Source organism: Candidatus Pelagibacter sp. PS_40, from assembly GCF_059417765.1.
This window is the reverse complement of sequence record NZ_CM182064.1, coordinates 926,062-943,601: the sequence shown is the minus strand read 5'-3', so window position 1 is coordinate 943,601 and position 17,540 is coordinate 926,062. Positions and strand designations below refer to the sequence as shown.

The 17,540-nt window shown below is 27.0% G+C and carries 15 protein-coding genes and 1 other RNA gene; 14 read left to right on the top strand and 2 right to left on the bottom strand.

Going from position 1 to position 17,540, the window contains the following annotated elements:
- Window positions 1–12: 12 nt before the first annotated feature.
- Together AC5SLW_RS05035 and AC5SLW_RS05030 are read right to left on the bottom strand one after the other, a co-directional pair.
- Window positions 13–606, bottom strand: a complete 594-nt coding sequence (locus AC5SLW_RS05035) for a Tgt2/MlaC family protein (RefSeq protein ID WP_018414348.1) — start codon at window positions 604–606, stop codon at window positions 13–15.
- 13 nt (window positions 607–619) lie between these two features.
- Window positions 620–1,405, bottom strand: a complete 786-nt coding sequence (locus tag AC5SLW_RS05030) for an MlaA family lipoprotein (protein WP_020169681.1) — start codon at window positions 1,403–1,405, stop codon at window positions 620–622.
- 69 nt (window positions 1,406–1,474) lie between these two features.
- On the opposite strand from AC5SLW_RS05030, the gene AC5SLW_RS05025 reads away from it, so the two are divergent.
- From AC5SLW_RS05025 to murB, 14 genes are all read left to right on the top strand, one after another.
- The gene (locus AC5SLW_RS05025) at window positions 1,475–2,218 is read left to right on the top strand and encodes an N-acetylmuramoyl-L-alanine amidase (protein ID WP_020169680.1); all 744 of its coding nucleotides are present in this window, start codon (window positions 1,475–1,477) and stop codon (window positions 2,216–2,218) included.
- Window positions 2,219–2,260: 42 nt separating this feature from the next.
- Window positions 2,261–2,615: RNase P RNA component class A (gene rnpB / locus AC5SLW_RS05020), an RNA gene on the top strand.
- A 255-nt stretch (window positions 2,616–2,870) separates the two neighbouring features.
- Window positions 2,871–3,338 carry a division/cell wall cluster transcriptional repressor MraZ gene (gene mraZ / locus AC5SLW_RS05015; RefSeq protein ID WP_006997875.1) on the top strand — a complete coding sequence of 156 codons (468 nt, stop codon included), beginning with the start codon at window positions 2,871–2,873 and terminating at the stop codon, window positions 3,336–3,338.
- Window positions 3,339–3,340: 2 nt separating this feature from the next.
- Window positions 3,341–4,828, top strand: a complete 1,488-nt coding sequence (ftsZ, locus tag AC5SLW_RS05010) for a cell division protein FtsZ (protein WP_011281425.1) — start codon at window positions 3,341–3,343, stop codon at window positions 4,826–4,828.
- Window positions 4,829–4,846: 18 nt separating this feature from the next.
- Window positions 4,847–5,857: a 16S rRNA (cytosine(1402)-N(4))-methyltransferase RsmH gene (rsmH, locus tag AC5SLW_RS05005; protein WP_020169678.1), complete on the top strand. Its 1,011-nt coding sequence runs from the start codon at window positions 4,847–4,849 to the stop codon at window positions 5,855–5,857.
- A complete protein-coding gene (locus tag AC5SLW_RS05000; protein ID WP_020169677.1) occupies window positions 5,854–6,162 on the top strand; it encodes a hypothetical protein in 309 nt (102 codons plus the stop codon). Before rsmH ends, AC5SLW_RS05000 begins: the two co-directional genes overlap by 4 nt.
- Window positions 6,149–7,831, top strand: coding sequence for a peptidoglycan D,D-transpeptidase FtsI family protein (locus AC5SLW_RS04995; RefSeq protein ID WP_494574794.1), 1,683 nt, complete (start codon window positions 6,149–6,151; stop codon window positions 7,829–7,831). The genes AC5SLW_RS05000 and AC5SLW_RS04995 overlap by 14 nt, the downstream gene beginning before the upstream one ends.
- Window positions 7,832–7,838: 7 nt before the next feature.
- A complete protein-coding gene (murF, locus tag AC5SLW_RS04990; protein ID WP_494574792.1) occupies window positions 7,839–10,685 on the top strand; it encodes a bifunctional UDP-N-acetylmuramoyl-L-alanyl-D-glutamate--2,6-diaminopimelate ligase MurE/UDP-N-acetylmuramoyl-tripeptide--D-alanyl-D-alanine ligase MurF in 2,847 nt (948 codons plus the stop codon).
- Window positions 10,675–11,760 (top strand): phospho-N-acetylmuramoyl-pentapeptide-transferase, encoded by a 1,086-nt coding sequence (gene mraY, locus AC5SLW_RS04985; protein WP_006997881.1) that lies wholly within the window; start codon window positions 10,675–10,677, stop codon window positions 11,758–11,760. Before murF ends, mraY begins: the two co-directional genes overlap by 11 nt.
- Window positions 11,760–13,055, top strand: a complete 1,296-nt coding sequence (gene murD / locus AC5SLW_RS04980; protein WP_494574790.1) for a UDP-N-acetylmuramoyl-L-alanine--D-glutamate ligase — start codon at window positions 11,760–11,762, stop codon at window positions 13,053–13,055. The genes mraY and murD overlap by 1 nt, the downstream gene beginning before the upstream one ends.
- Complete coding sequence (locus AC5SLW_RS04975; protein WP_006997883.1) at window positions 13,052–14,176, top strand: FtsW/RodA/SpoVE family cell cycle protein; 1,125 nt, start codon at window positions 13,052–13,054, stop codon at window positions 14,174–14,176. Before murD ends, AC5SLW_RS04975 begins: the two co-directional genes overlap by 4 nt.
- Complete coding sequence (locus AC5SLW_RS04970) at window positions 14,177–15,247, top strand: UDP-N-acetylglucosamine--N-acetylmuramyl-(pentapeptide) pyrophosphoryl-undecaprenol N-acetylglucosamine transferase (protein ID WP_006997884.1); 1,071 nt, start codon at window positions 14,177–14,179, stop codon at window positions 15,245–15,247.
- Window positions 15,237–16,631, top strand: coding sequence for a UDP-N-acetylmuramate--L-alanine ligase (gene murC / locus AC5SLW_RS04965; RefSeq protein WP_018414343.1), 1,395 nt, complete (start codon window positions 15,237–15,239; stop codon window positions 16,629–16,631). The genes AC5SLW_RS04970 and murC overlap by 11 nt, the downstream gene beginning before the upstream one ends.
- Entirely contained in the window at window positions 16,601–17,539 is a 939-nt protein-coding gene (murB, locus tag AC5SLW_RS04960; protein WP_018414342.1) for a UDP-N-acetylmuramate dehydrogenase, read from the top strand. Before murC ends, murB begins: the two co-directional genes overlap by 31 nt.
- The last annotated feature ends 1 nt before the right edge of the window (window position 17,540 follow it).

The window sequence follows — 17,540 nt, the reverse complement described above, 5'->3', positions numbered from 1 at the left end:
TTTTATAGATGATTATTTAATAAACTCTTTTAAAATAGAAAAAAGAGCGTTGATATCCCCATCATTACTTTGAATAATAGAAGAAAATTCTTCCTTTTGAGTTCTTGCTAGACTTAAGCCTTCAATAATTAAATCTCTGATTAAAGGATTTTCTGGATTTTTTGTATAAATTCTCCAATCAATTTTAACCTCAGGCCTTTGTTCTGTTCCAACTAAAATACTAGATACCATTGTATAATTTTCATTTAATTTCTCTTTAGATACAACTTCAATCTCTGGATTTGAGTATTCAGCCAGTCGACTAGAAAAACTTTTTAGAAAATATTGTTCAAAAAGCATCTCATATTGATTTATTTCATTGTCACTTATATTTTTTCTATAAGCTCCTAAAGTGTAATAACCAATACCATTGATATCAACTGTTTCACTTGCAATTTGTTTTAGCTTTTCTATTTTTTCTTCTTTTGAATATTTGTTATTTAAGGCCTCAGAGGCTCTATTCACAGTTGATTGAACAAATACATCTGGTTCAATTGAATATGATTGATTAATACCAACAAAGTTAATTATGACGAAGGTAAATATTAAAAACTTTTTTAATCTCATTAAGTTTTATAATTTATTGAGCTTCTATTTCTTCCCAATCACTATCGTTTTGGGTTTCAGTTATTGCATTAGAGTTAGCTATTTTTTGTTGTCTATCTTGCAAATATAAACTTCTAACTGAAGCATAAAAATCTATTGAATTTTTTTCCAAGTTTTCAAACGAGTCTATATTTTTTGCTCTAAAATCTATCCCAGAACTTGCTCTTGATGCATAATAATCAAAGTCAGAAAAATGCTGAGTATCATTAGCTACAGTAACGTTATACCAAGCATCTCCGCCTAATATATTTGCAAATGATCCAGCTGTGTCTCTAACAGTGGATGGTCCTAAAACAGGTAGAACAAGATAACATCCTGGACCAACACCCATTACACCAAGTGTTTGGCCATAATCTTCTTTTTCATACTCTGGAAAACCAATTTTTTCAGCCACATCAAATATTCCAACAACTCCAACTGTTGTATTAACAATAAATCTACCCGTGTTAACACCAGCCTTTTTAAATTCTCCTTGGAGAATATTATTAGGTATTGTTACAAGTGTAGAGAGATTGTCTAGAGCATTACCTGTCCCAGCCCTAACTGGAGAGGGTAAAATTCTATAAGCTTTTGCAACAGGTTCAAAAATAACACCATCTAACACTTGGTTAAATTTAAATGTTGCTCTATTTACACTTTCAAAACAGTCTTTAACTTCACCAGAATTTTTTTTAGATAAGTTGTTTTCACCGTCTGTATCAGCACTCACATTTGTTGCTAACATTAAACTTATTAGTGAAGTTATTAAAATTTTTTTCATTATCCTATGATTATATAATGTATATAATATCAATGTAAATCTAGATTTAGCTCTAAATATGACGCAAAAATGGCTTTAAAAACAATATTAAACTATTCCCCAAATTTTAATCCTAAAAAAAGAACTTCTAAGCAAATCAAATTTATTATCTTTCATTATACGGGTATGAAAAGCGAGTCTGATGCTTTGAAAAGATTAACAGAAATACAATCTGAGGTTAGCTGTCATTATTTAATCAAAAATAATGGAGAAATTGTAAAAATAGTACCTGATTTATATATTGCATGGCATGCAGGAAAATCTTCTTGGAAAAATTATAAGTCTTTAAATCAAAATTCTATTGGTATTGAAATTACAAACCCAGGACATGAGTACGGTTATAAAAATTTTACACAAAAACAAATTACTACTCTTGTAAAGTTAAGTAAGTTTTTAATAAAAAAATATAAAATTAATCCTAAGAATATTTTGGGACACTCAGACATAGCAGTACTTAGAAAAAAAGATCCAGGTGAAAAGTTCCCATGGGAATATTTGGCTAAAAATAAAATAGGGATATGGCACACATTAAATAAGCAAGATTTACTAAAGAATAGAAAGCTAAAAATAAGCAAGGTAGAAGAGAATATTTTTTTTAGAAACCTGTTTAAGATTGGATATTCAAAAACATTTGCAAAAAATATTGGTAGGAATAAATATTTAAGAGAATTAATAAAATCTTTTCAAAGAAGATTTAGACAAGAGTTGGTTGATGGAAAAATTGATCAAGAATCCTTATTAATCAATAAAAGCCTCATCAAAGCATACAATTAAATTTTTCTTGAAGTTCTATAATTAAGTAATAAATTACATTTGCTAGATGAACGACTTATCGCTTTAATTTATTAAAGAGGAAAGTCCGGGCTCCGCAAAGACACAGTGCCAGATAATACCTGGCGGGGGAAACCCTAGGGATAGTGCCACAGAAAATATACCGCCATAACGTGGCAAGGGTGAAAAGGTGTGGTAAGAGCGCACCGGTTCTATTGGTAACAATGAACGCTGGAAAACCCCACTGGGAGCAAGACTAAGTAGAGATGACATTGTTGCAAAACTAAAAGCCGTCTTTGGCTAGTCATCAGGGTTAGTTGCATGAGCTTAAGAGTGATCTTAAGCCTAGAGAAATGATAGGTTTAAATGACAGAACCCGGCTTATAGTTTGTCTAGCAAACTTATCCACAGTTCAATTTTAATTAACTTTAGATGTTCACCTTTTGATTCATAATTGAATCATTTCTGTTCTTATTTTTAGTCTTAGAATTGTATTGAGTTAAAACTAAAAATTGATTTTTGACTTTATGTAGATACATAAAAGTTATCTACAATCATTGCCAAATAAGCCTAAAATGAACATATTGACTCTATCTTTAAAAACCCATATTGTCCCATATATTCCCAAATATGGAATTTATGAAATATAAAAAATATGTTTTTATCTACTTACGAGAACAAAATAGACAAAAAGGGAAGGGTATCTGTGCCTGCTAGTTTTAGATCTCACCTTTCTAACCTAGGATACAATGGGGTTATCTGTTATCCCTCATTTAATAATCAGTCTATAGAAGCTTGCTCACAAGATAGAATTGAAAAACTTTCTGCAAGTATAGATTCATTAAGTCCATTTGAAGAAAAAAGAGATTATTTTGCAACATCAATTTTATCTGAGAGTATGAATTTACAATTTGATAGTGAAGGTAGAATTTCATTATCAACAAAATTATTAAAACATGCAAAAATAAAAAATAGCATGTTGTTTGTTGGTCAAGGTCAAACATTCCAAATATGGGAACCAGCAGCATTTGAAAAATTTAAGATCAACGCAAGAAAAAAAGCAAATCTAAATCGTGCAAGTCTTAAATGGGAAAAACATTTTAATAACAATGAGGGGAAATAAAAATGACAATTAACTTTAAATCACCAGAAATAAAAGAATTACAACCAAGATTATTAGTAGTGGGAGTTGGCGGAGCAGGTGGAAATGCACTTAATGAAATGATTGATAATGGACTTCAAGGAGTAGAGTTCATAGCAGTAAATACTGATGCTCAAGATTTAAAGTTAAGTAAAGCTAAAGCAAGAATTCAAATTGGCCTAAGTTTAACAAAAGGTTTAGGTGCTGGAGCAAAACATGACATTGGTCAAGCAGCTGCAGATGAATCTTTAAATGAAATTGTAAATACTCTTCAGGGTGCAAACATGGTTTTTATAACTGCTGGTATGGGTGGTGGAACTGGCACAGGTGCTGCACACGTTATTGCAAGAGCTGCTAAAGAATTAAATATTTTAACAGTAGGTGTTGTAACACTTCCTTTTTTATATGAAGGGCCATCAAGAATGAGAAGAGCTCAGGTAGGCCTAGAAGAATTAAGAAAACATGTGGATACAATTATTGTAATTCCAAATCAAAACCTATTTAAGGTTGCAAATGAACAAACTACATTTGAAGAATCTTTTAATCTTTCAAATAATGTTTTAATGCAAGGTGTACAGAGTGTGACCGATCTTATGGTTAGACCAGGTATAGTTAATCTAGATTTTGCTGATGTTGAAACTGTAATGGCTTCAATGGGTAAAGCAATGATGGGAACTGGTGAAGCTGAAGGAGAAGGTAGAGCAGCTAAAGCAGCAGACATGGCAATTAGCAACCCATTGATTGATGATTATACGTTAAAAGGTGCGAAAGGATTACTAGTAAATATTACCGGTGGTAAGGATCTTAAACTTTTTGAGGTTGATGAAGTGGTTAATAAAATAAGAGCTGAAGTAGATCCTGAAGCAGAGGTGATTATTGGTGCTATTACATCTGGCGACCTTGATGGAAAAATTAGAGTATCAATAGTTGCAACAGCACTAGATGGACAACAACCAGAAAGTAAATCTGTAATCAATATGGTTCACAGAATACAAAATAGAAATCCTGGTTATTCAGATTTTAACAGTGCTAGTTCTGCTCAATCGTTTAATTTTTCACCTACAATGACTAGCCCTATTTCTCATGGAGCAAATGCATTAAAGTTAGAAAATGAAATAATTGCAGAACCAGTTACAAATACTACATCATCAGAAATGATGAATGAGCAAACTGTTAGCAATCAAGAAGTTGAAAGTATTGTTGAAAACAATCAATCAAATGATTATGAGCAATCTTTTTCAGAGGAGGCACTTACAACTGCAAAGCCTGAAGAAAATAGCCCAATGGAGGAGGAGCATGTTTCTAATGGACTTGAAAACTTTGGTGTAGAAGGTGAAGACGCGCCAGATCTATTTAGTTCGGATAGTGCAACTTCAGAGACAGAAGGATTTTTATCAACTGAAACTTCGGAAAATACCTCAGAAGATGATGATCTAGAAATTCCAGCATTTTTAAGAAGACAAAAGAATTAATGGTCTTCAAAAAAATAAATGATAGCCACCATAATACCAGATGTGAGAAATCATTATCCGGTATTGCTAAGTGAAATAATTAGCATTATTACCCCTCAATATGGTGGCACATTTATTGACTGTACGTTTGGTCAAGGCGGATACACAAAAAGAATATTAAACTTTCCTGAAACAAAAGTAATTGCATTAGATAGAGATTCTGAGAGCTCTATAAAAGCTCAAGAACTTCAAAATAGTTTTGAGGATAGGCTGTTATTTAAAAATATAAAATTCAGTCAATTAAATAATCTAAAGTTAAAACATGAAAATATAAAAGCTGTAATTTTTGATTTAGGATATTCCTTGAACCAGATTAAAGACCCAAAAAAAGGTCTTTCATTTGATAGCATTGGTGAACTTAATATGAAAATGGGTATAAATGAATTTTCAGCAAAAGAAGCAATTAATCAATTAGATGAAAAAGAACTTACCAAAATATTTAAATATTTTGGGGATGAAGCAGACAGTAAAAGAATAGCACACAATATTGTTGAAGACAGATCTAAAAGAGAGATCACAACAGAAGAGCTAGTTAGGATTATAGAATCTTCGAAAAGAAAAAGAAATTATAAGACACATAGTGCAACTAAAATTTTCCAAGCATTAAGAATATTTGTAAATAAAGAAATTAGTGAACTAATTTATGGATTAATTAATGCTGCTAAAGTTGTTAAAAAGGATGGAGTTATTGCAGTTGTAACATTTCATTCTTTAGAAGATAAAATTGTTAAATACTTTTTTAAAAGTTTATCTGAAAATAAAAGCATCTCAAGACATATGCCAAAAACAGAAGAAAAATTAAATTTATTTAAATCTGTTATAAAAAAACCAATAGTACCAAGTGATAAAGAAATTAGAGAAAATCCACCTTCTAGATCAGCCAAGTTACGTTATGTAATTAAAAAAGAAGATTTTTTCAATTTTGAAACAGATATATTGGATAAATTTAAACATTTAATTGACATTGAAAATTTGTCAAAAAAACTATGAAACAATTAGTGGTAGCTGTTATTTTAGTATTAATATTAATTACATCACTTATTAAAAATTCTACAAAAGAAATAGAAGATCAAATTTTTATAGTTAAAGAAAATATAAGACCTTTAAAATCGGAACTTGAAGATATATTGCTTGAGTTTAACTATTTGAGCTCTCCTGAAAAACTAGTTCAGTATCAAACGCAATATTTTGAAAAAGATTTAATCAAAATTGAAATTATGAATATTAAGGAAATCTTTAAAAATAATGAAACTTTAGAAATAAAAGACTTAATCAGCAAAAATGGAAATGAATAATAAAAAGAATATTATTCTAGAAGAATATGAAAATGAATTTTCATATAAAAAAAGTAAAACTAATTTAGACATACAATTTAATAGAATAGCGTTTATTTTTTTTGTTTTTTTGGTGATTTCAGTAATTTATTCAATACAATTGCTTCATTTAGCCTCGTTAAAAGAAGAAAATAGCAAGGAATTCTCAACTATAAATAAAAACTATAGAGCAGACATACTTGATAGAAATGGAAATTATTTAGTTAAAACAGTTAAGTCGATAGATATTGGTATTAACCCTATTGAAGTAATTGATAAAAAAAAACTATTAATTAATTTACAGTTAATATTCCCAGATAAAAACTATGAAGAGATTACTAAGAAGCTTGAAAAAAATAAATTCTTTTATTTGGAAAAAAAAATATCTTCTGACAATTATGAAAAAATTATGTTACTTGGAGATAAATCAATTAAGTCAGAAGAAAAATTAACTAGAATTTATCCTCAAAAAAATCTCTTTAGTCACATCATTGGTCAAATAGATGATGACAATAAAGGTATATCAGGACTTGAAAAATCCTTTAATGAAAAATTAAAACAAACAAATAAACCACTTAAATTAACAGTAGATACTGACATACAATTTTTAATTAGAGAAGAGTTAGTAAAGTTTCAATCTATATTTAGAAGTAAAGGTAGTACAGCAATTTTGATGAATGTTAATAATGGAGAAATTATATCTATGGTTTCATATCCAGATTTTGATCTAAATAAAAGAGAGAAGATAGTTGATCTCAACTTTATTAATAGAGCAACAAAAGGAGTGTATGAGCTGGGCTCGGTATTTAAAACTTTTACAGTAGCAGCTGGATTAGAGGAAGGCTTAATTGATACTGATACAGAATTTTTAAATTTAGAAAAAAAACTACAATGTGGAAAAAGTAGTATCTCTGAATATGACAATAAAATACCATCAGATCTTACCGTAGAACAAATTTTAATTAGGTCTGGAAATATAGGATCTGTAAGAATTGGACAAAAATTAGAAATTATTAAATTAAAAGCTTTTTTAGAAAAAATTGGAATCTTAAGTAAAATAAATTTTGATATAGAGGAGGTTGGAGAGCCTATTCCATTTAAGTGGGGAAAATGTAAACTTGCGACGGTGTCTTTTGGACATGGAATAACTACCACTCCATTACAATTAGCAAAAGCTTATGCAATAATTTCAAATGGTGGTTTTGCTATTGAGCCCAGTTTAATAAAAAAAGAATTAAAAGATCCTGAAAAAGAAAGAAGAATAATCAAAGCTGGTATTTCAGAGAAGATAAATCCAATACTTAGAAAAATTGTAAATACTAAAGAAGGTACAGCAGGACTTGTAAACATTGAAGGTTATGAAGTTGGTGGAAAAACAGGAACTGCTCAAAAAACAATAGTAGGAGGTTATTCTAAAGCAAAAGTAAATACATTTGCAGGTATTTTCCCCACTTCTAAACCTAAATATGTGCTGATAGTTCTACTTGATGAGCCAAAAACTTCATCAGACTACGTATATGAATATAAAAATAAAAAAGGTTCATATAAAGGAACCCCATTTAATACAGCAGGGTGGACATCTGTTGAAGTAGCTGGAAAAATCATAGAAAAAATTGGGCCTATTTTGGCCACAAAACATATAGAAAATTAATACTTATATGTTGATTGGCAACTTCCTTAAAAATATTAAAAAAGAATTTAAAAATCATCAGTTTGGTGGTCTTAGTTTTAACAGTGAAGATTGTAAAAAGAATTATATTTTTTTTGCAATCCAGGGAACAAAATCAGATGGAACTAAATTCATAGACCATGCAATTAAAAAGGGTGCAACAGTTATTATTTCAGAGCAAAAATTTGAAGGTATTAAAAATAAAGTGTTATTTTTAAGATCAAAAAATGTAAGAAAAATATTATCAGAATTATCATATAAGACAAAAAAAAATATACCTAAAAATTTAATTGCTGTAACAGGAACAAATGGAAAGTCATCAATTGCAGATTTTTATTTTCAGGTACTCAACTTAGGTAATAAAAAAGTAGCTTCTATTGGAACATTAGGAGTTAAGACAAAAAATAGTTTAAAGAAAGTTTCTAATACAACATTAGATCCAATTAAATTAAGCAAAATATTAAATAATTTAAAAAAACAAAAAATTGACAATGTTATAATGGAAGCTTCTAGTCATGGTCTTAAGCAAAATAGACTTGATGGTTTAAAATTTAATACTACGATTTTTACAAATTTGTCACATGATCATTTAGATTATCACAAAACATTTAATGATTATCTCAAATCAAAGTTATATCTTTTTGAGAAGCTATTAAAACCTAGAGGAACTATCATCACCGATAGTAAAATTCCCGAATATAAAAATTTAAAAAGAATATCACTAAATAATAAATTGGATCTTCAGGCTTTATCAAAAAGTAATAATGGAATAGATATTTATTCTCATCAATTTAGGGATGATAAACAAATAGTTGAAATTAAATATAATCAGAAACATTATAAATTACAAATAAACTTAATTGGTAAAATTCAATTAAAAAACTTATTTATGGCAATGCTTGCTGCTAAAAAAAGTAATTTAAAATTTGATCAAATAGTTAAATTAGCTTCAAAAGTAAAATCAGTAATTGGTAGGTTTGAAAAAATTGGAACTTTAAAAAATAATTCAAAGGTTATTTTAGATTATGCCCATACACCTGATGCATTAAAAACTTGTTTGACTAATTTGAAAGAACAATTTGAAAATAAAAGAATTTTCATTGTATTTGGATGTGGTGGTAATAGAGATAAAGACAAGAGACCCATAATGGGAAAAATAGCCAATCAATATTGTGACAGAGTTTATTTAACAGACGACAATCCAAGAGACGAAAATCCAAAAAAAATAAGACTAGCTATTAAAAAAACTATTGATAAATCAAAAGTTTTTGAGATTTCAAGCAGGTCTAAAGCTATTCATAAGGCTATATTAGACTTAAAAACTGGTGATATCTTAGTTATTGCAGGCAAAGGTCATGAACAGACACAAGATTATGGAAATTTTGTAAACAAATTTTCTGACAGATTAGAAATACTTAAGAATATTAAATTAAAAAATAAAATTCTTTCAACTAATATTAAAATAAATATTTTAAAAGAAATCAGCAACTCTCCCCAAATTAATTCAAATATAAAAATAAAAAATGCATCAATTAATTCAAAAACAATAAAAAAAAATGACATATTTTTTGCAATAAAAGGAAATAATAAAGATGGAAATCTATATGTTAATGAAGCTTTCCAAAATGGTGCATCATTAGTAATAGCTAACAATCAAAAAAAATCTAAAAAAAAAATTGTAGTAGATGATACATTGCAACTTTTAACAGAGGCTTCATCAAAATTAAGAGAAAATTTATCTAGTAAAATTATATCTATAACAGGCAGTTGTGGAAAAACTTCTCTTAAAGAATTATTAGGAAAAACTTTAAGTAAGATTAGTAATGTAACTTATTCACCAAAATCTTTTAATAATAAATTTGGTGTACCATTAAGTTTATTTAATCTAAAAAAAAATGATGAATTTGGTATTTTTGAGATTGGAATGGATAAAAAAGGTGAGATTGATTATCTATCAAAAATTATCAAGCCTGATGTGGGTGTTATTACAAATATTTCCTACGCACATATTAAAAATTTTAAAAACATTCATCAAGTAGCTTTAGCAAAGTCAGAAATTATTAATAATATAAAAACAAATGGAATTCTTGTTTTAAACCAAGATGACAGATTTTATAATTTACATAAAAAAATTGCCAAGAAAAAAAACATAAATATTTTTACATTTAGTTTAAAAAATAAATCAGCAAATATTTATCTAGAAAAAATAGTTAAAGAAAAATCTAAATACAAAATATTTGTAAATGTTAATAAAAAACAAATTTATTTTTATGTAAGATTAATATTTGAAAATAATTTAAAAAACTTATTAGCCACAATTGCAATTATATCAATTTTTAAAGATACACAAAAATTAGAAAAAAATATATTTCTTGATTATGAGATAGCAAAAGGCCGTGGTGATATTATAAAAGTTAAATTAAACAAAAAGAGTATTTACATTGTAGATGAAAGTTATAACTCTAATCCATTGTCATTAAAGTCTGCTATAAAAAATTTTGATGAATTAAAAATTGATAATTCTAAAAAAAAATTAATACTGAGTGACATGCTGGAGTTAGGAAATTATTCAAAGAAACTACACTTAGAGGCTGGCAAAGAAATTAATAAAACTTCTCTTAAAAATATTAATGTAGTGGGCAAACATATTTTACATACTTATAAAAACCTTGATAAGCACCGAAGAGGGGTCATTTTGAAAGATAAGTCTAAAATAATTGATTTGATTAAAAATGATTTAAATAATAATGATTATTTAATGATTAAGGGTTCAAACTCTACCGGACTTAACAATCTAGTTAACAAATTAAAAACTGGAAAGTTTAATGCTTTATAGTCTTATTACTCAATTAATTGACCAATATAGTTTTCTAAATGTATTTAAGTATTTAACTTTTAGAACGGGCCTTTCGATGTTTACATCAATGTTTGTAGTTTTATTAATTGGCACTCCTTTTATTAAATTTTTTTCAGCAAGAAAAATATTAAATCCAATAAGAGATGATGGTCCTACCGAACATATTGTTAAGAAAATTGGAACACCAACAATGGGAGGTGTTTTAATTTTACTTGGACTTTTTTCAGGAATATTACTTTGGGGTGATTTATCAAATTACCATATATGGTTTTTGTTATTTATTGTTTCAGGGTTTGGGCTATTAGGTGCATATGATGATTATAAAAAAATTAAGTTTAAAAATTCATCTGGTGTTTCATTTAAATTTAAGATTATTTCTCAAATTTTAATAGCCATTGTTGGAATTTATGGTTTAACTCAATTATCTCAAAACACTGAACTTACAAATTTATATTTTCCTTTTTTTAAAAATTTAATTATTAATCTTGGATGGTTTTTTATTCCATTTTCAATTTTTATAATTGTTGGATCCTCCAACGCAGTTAATTTAACAGATGGTTTAGACGGCTTAGCAACGGTGCCAGTGATATTAGTTGCAGCATGTTTTGCATTTATTAGTTACGTAACGGGCAATATTGTATTTTCTGAATATTTAAATATTCCCTATCTTGAAGGTATGGGGGAAGTTTCAGTTTTTTGTGGATCAATTATAGGAGCTTGTTTAGGATTTTTATGGTTCAATGCTCCACCTGCTAAAATATTTATGGGTGACACTGGTTCATTAGCATTAGGTGGATCTTTAGGGGCAATTGGTATTATTACTAAACATGAGATTGTTTTAGCAATAACAGGAGGGTTATTTGTACTAGAAGCTGTATCAGTTATAATCCAAGTATTTTCATTCAAACTTACAGGTAAAAGAATTTTTAGAATGGCACCTATACATCATCATTTTGAAAAAAAAGGTTGGGCAGAATCAACAGTTGTAATTAGGTTTTGGATTATATCAATAATCTTAGCAATGATTGGATTAGCGACATTAAAACTTAGATAATGTTAAATCTAGAAAAAAACTTTTTAAAAAAAAGAATACTGATATATGGTCTGGGTAAAAGTGGTCTATCCACTTATAGTTATTTAAAAAAAAATAATATTATTAGTTTATATGATGACCGAATAATTACTAAAAAAAATATAAAAGATACTTACACAACATACAAAGAAATAATTAAAAAAAAATTTGACTGTATTATAATTAGTCCAGGAATAGATATTAATAATTGTAAATTAAGTAGATTTTTAAAAAAAAATCATAAAAAAATTTATACAGATTTAGACATTTTTTATAGTCGATATGCTTTTAATCAAAAAATAACTATTACAGGAACAAACGGAAAATCAACTACTGCTAAGCTTTTGTATGATATATTAAAGGATCAAAAAAAAGATGTTCGTTTAGTTGGCAATATAGGAAACCCAGTTTTACTTGAAAAAAAGATCAAAAAAAACACTTTATTTGTAATAGAAGCTTCTTCCTATCAACTAGAATACAGCAAGTTATTTAAAACAAATATATCTTTAATCTTAAACATTTCACCAGATCACCTCGAAAGACACAAGACTATAAATAAATATGTAAGTGCTAAATTTAAATTAATAAAAAATCAATCTAAAAATGATATTGCAATTTTAAATACAAAAAATTTTTATATTAAAAGAAAATTAAAGCAAAAAAAATTTGCACCATCAATTTTGAAAATAGAAAAATATGTAAGTGATAGGTTTATTAAAAAAATTGATAATCATTATTTTGATACAGATGGTAATAAAGAAAATTTGACATTTGTGCTTAAGGTTTCAAAGATATTAAAGTTAAAGAATAACTTGCTATTAAAATCATTAAAAAATTTTAAAGGACTAAGTTTTAGACAAGAAATAATTCTTAATTCTAAATTTTTAAAAATTATTAATGATTCTAAAGCAACAAGCTTTTCTTCATCAGAAAGATTATTGAAATCATTAAAAAATATTTATTGGATAATAGGTGGTTTACCTAAAAAAGGAGATAAATTTCTACTTAAAAAAAACGATTGTAAAAAGATCAAATTATACATTTTTGGTAAAAATCAAAAATTTTTTATTAATGAATTAAAAAATAAGATGGCGTTTAAATCATTTTTAAATTTAAAGAGTCTAATTGCTAAGGTTTTTTTAGATATTAAAAATGAAAATAATTTTATTAAAAAGACAATTCTTTTTAGTCCAGCCTCTGCATCATTTGATACTTTTAAAAACTTTGAAGAAAGAGGTAGATATTTTAATAAACTTATTAAAAATTATATAAAATGATAAATAATAGCTCGCTCAACTCAATATATTATAACTGGTGGAAAAATATAGATAAAACAATTTTTTTATTGATAATAATTTTATTTAGTTTGGGTTTATTTTTTTCTTTAGTTTCAACTTCATTAATTGCTTCTGATAAATTAGATACAAATAATTATTTTTTCTTTTTTAAACATTTGGTATATATTTTCATTGGCTTGTTGACCTTAGTGTTTTTCTCTTCTCTAAGTGAAAAGAATCTTTTTAGATTCTCTATTTATCTTTTTTTTATTACTTTATTTTTTTTATTTTTAGTGCCAATTTTTGGTACTGAAGTTAAAGGATCAAAAAGATGGTTAAATCTTTTTTTTCTTCCTCAATTTCAACCAATTGAATTACTAAAACCATTTATAATTATTTTTGTGGCAACAATTTTATGTAGTGAAAAAAATTATAATATTTATATCAAATACTTATTGACTATTATTTCTATTATCCCAACTGGGTTACTATTAATAATGCAGCCTGACATCGGACAAACACTTTTGGTGTTTTTATCGTGGGCAATATTAGTTTTTGTATCTGGCATAAACTTATTATTCATTTTATTATTTATAAGTCTTTCTATTATAAGCCTGCTATATGTAGTTTTTTTTATCCCAAAATTTATTTATATTAAAAGCCGTATACTCTCTTTCTTCAACCCTGATGGTGGAACCCATAATTTTCAATCTGATAAAGCTATAGAAGCAATTAGTAGTGGTGGCTTTTTTGGTAAAGGAATAGGAGAAGGTACCTTAAAAACAAGAGTTCCAGAGGCTCATACCGACTATATAGTTTCAGTTATCTCAGAGGAGTTTGGTGTTATTGCAATAATATTTTTATTAATTTTATTTTTATTTCTTATTTACTCTGTTTTTAAAAAAATTTATTTAGAAAAAAGCGAAAAAAATAAATTAGTGCTAACTGGAGCAATAAGTCTAATAATTTTTCAAGCATTAATACATCTTGGCGTGAATATAAGACTATTTCCCACAACTGGAATGACATTGCCATTTTTAAGTTATGGGGGTTCTTCAATTATAGGAGTTTCTATATTATCTGGAATAATTTTAAATTTAACAAAAAGAAAAATTAATTAAATGAATAAAAAAATACTAATTAGTACTGGCGGATCAGGAGGTCACGTTATACCCGCAACCATAATATATAAACATTTAGAGGGCAATTTTGATGTTTCAATGACATCTGACTTTAGGGGTATCAAATTTTTAAACAAAGATGAGTACAATTTAAAAATATTTAATGTGAGGCCAATTTCAAAAAACTTATTAATAATACCACTTGATTTTATTTTTATGATATTTTTGATTTTTAAATCAATTTCTTTTTTAAGAAAAAATAAAATTGATACATTAATTTCGACAGGCGGATACATGTCACTACCCTTATGCTTAGGAGCTAGAATTTTAAATATTAAGCTGTTGTTATTTGAACCAAATATGGTTTTAGGTAGATCAAACAAATTTTTTTTAAGTTACTGTCAAAAAATATTTTGTTATTCTAATAATATCAAAAAATTTCCTATTAAATTTAAAAATAAAATTAAAGTAATTCCAGCATTATTAAGAAAAAATTTTTATAATAAGAGAGATTACAATAAATCCTTAGATACAATTAATTTGCTTATAATAGGTGGTAGTCAAGGAGCTAAAATATTTGATGATTTAGTTAAAAATGCAATTATTGAATTAGCAAAAAAATATAAACTAAAAATTTACCAACAAACTAGTTCTATTAACTTTGAAAGTTTTAAAAAAACTTACGAAGATAAGAATATTCAATGTGAATTATTCAATTTTAACGATGATGTCATAAATTTTATGCAAAAAGCAGACCTGTGCATTACTAGAGCAGGAGCATCAACATTAGCTGAGTTAAATTTTACTGAGACTCCATATTTAGCAATACCTTTGCCAACTGCGAAAGATAACCATCAATTTGAAAATGCACATTTTTATAATAAACTTGGCTTTAATTGGTTGTTAAATCAAAAAGAAATAGATGAGAAAACATTACTCAATAAACTAATTAATATTATTGATAATAAAGAAGAATATCTTGTTAAAAAAAAGAACATGAAGGATTTTAACTATGAAAACACATGGAATAATATAAATCTGAAAATTATATCTGTTATTAATGAAAATTGAATTAGCTAAAACTGAAATTATACATTTTGTTGGTATAGGGGGTATTGGAATGAGTGGCCTTGCACTCATTATGAAAAGGATGGGATTTAATGTTCAAGGGAGTGACGTCCTTGGAAATAAAAATATTGAAAGATTAAAAAAAGATAAGATCAAAATTACAATTAGTCATACTAAAAAAAATATAGCAAAAGCAACAATTGTTGTCATTTCGTCAGCTATTAAAAATAATAACCCTGAATTAATTGAAGCCAAACTAAAACAATTACCTATTTATAAAAGAGGAGAGATGTTGGCAAATATAGTCTCTTTAACAAAAAATATAGTTGTTACCGGTTCACATGGAAAAACAACAACTACATCTTTATTAGCCTCAATATTTTCAAAGACAAAATTGGACCCAACAATTATTAATGGAGGTGTCCTTAATGCAATAAAAAATTCTGCAAAACTAGGTAAAAGTGATTGGTGTATATTAGAAGCTGATGAGTCAGATGGTAGTTTTATACATGTGCCACCAACTTATTCTATAGTAACAAATATTGATCGTGAGCATATGGATTTTTATAATTCAATGAAAGATCTTAAAGAATTATTTATAAAATTTATCAATAAGGTCCCTTCGTTTGGGAAGTCTTTTATTTGTATAGATGACAAGAACAATAAAGATTTATTAAGTAAATTAAAAATGAAGAATTATTATACATATGGAACTGATAATAAATCAAATTTCTATATTAAGAATATAAAACAAGAAAAAGAATATTCTCAATATGATTTAGCTATAAATTTGCCAGGAAAAAAGAATTTAACTATAAGAAAAATTAAATTACCATTATTAGGAATTCACAATATTAGAAACTCTACAGCAGCAATTGCTGTGGCAGTAACAATAGGAATATCACAAAATATAATCAAAAAAGGATTAAAAGAATTTAAGGGTGTTCAAAGAAGATTTAATAAAATTTTTACACATAGAGAAACTAATTTTTATGATGATTATGCCCATCATCCAACTGAAATTAGAGAAGTATTAAATGGTGTGCGAGCTGCTTATAAAAAGGAAGAAGTGATTTGCATATTTCAACCACACAGAATTTCCAGATTAAAAGATCTTAAAAAAGAATTCAGCTTATCATTTAAAAAAGCTGATGTTGTAATATTATGCCCTATTTATACCGCTGGAGAAAAAATAAAATTAGGTTTTAAATATAATAAGTTTGCAAAAGATATTATTAAAAATTCAAAAGTAAGATTGTTTATGGTTGAAGATCAGTACCAGTTAGCAAAATTTATTAAAAATACTATTTTTGGCAAAAAGATAGTTGTTGGTATGGGTGCTGGTACAATTTCAGCATGGATGAGACAATTACCAGAATTGATCTAATGAGCATTGAAGAAATAAGAAAATTTTCTAATGAAATTAGTAGTAAAATTAACTTTGATTATGATTTAAAAAAGAGCAATTGGTTTAATATTGGTGGACAAACTAAAGTTTACTTTAGACCAGATAATTTACCTGACTTAATTTTGTTTTTAAAAAAATTTGGAGAAAAAGAAAAAATACATATTTTAGGTGCAGGTTCAAATACTCTTATAAGTGATGAAAAATTTGATGGTGTTGTTATCAAACTAGGAAAAAATTTTTCCAACATCTCTATATTACCAAATGATGTCATTATAGCTGGCAGTGCCTGTCTTGATAAAAAGCTTTCTGATTTTGCACTGAATAATGGAATAGGTGGATTTGAATTTTTAGCATGCATACCTGGTACTATAGGTGGTGGATTAAAGATGAATGCTGGATGCTTTAATAAAGAGTTTAAAGATGTGCTAGTATCAATCCAAGCAATTGATAAAAATGGACAGGTTTTTACAATACCAGCGAGTAAAGTTATATTTAAATACCGAAGCAATGATTTAAAAGAGGACTTAATTTTTTTAAGTGCATCGTTTAAAGGAACAAAAAAAAATAAAGAAGAAATAGAAAACGAAGTTATAGAATTAAAGAAAAAGAAAGATAAAGCACAACCAACAAAATTAAAAACAAGTGGTAGCACATTCAAGAATCCAATTGATCAAACTGATAAAAAGGTCTGGGAGTTGATAAAAGATTCTGTGCCACTAGATATAAGCTTTGGGGATGCTCATATTTCAAATAAGCACTGTAATTTTTTTGTAAATAAAAATAATGCTAGTTTTGAGGATATGAATAAATTGATTGAATTTGTTAAGACAAGTGTGGAAAAAAAAACTGGAATAGTGCTAGAAAAAGAAATTAAAATTTTAAAATAAA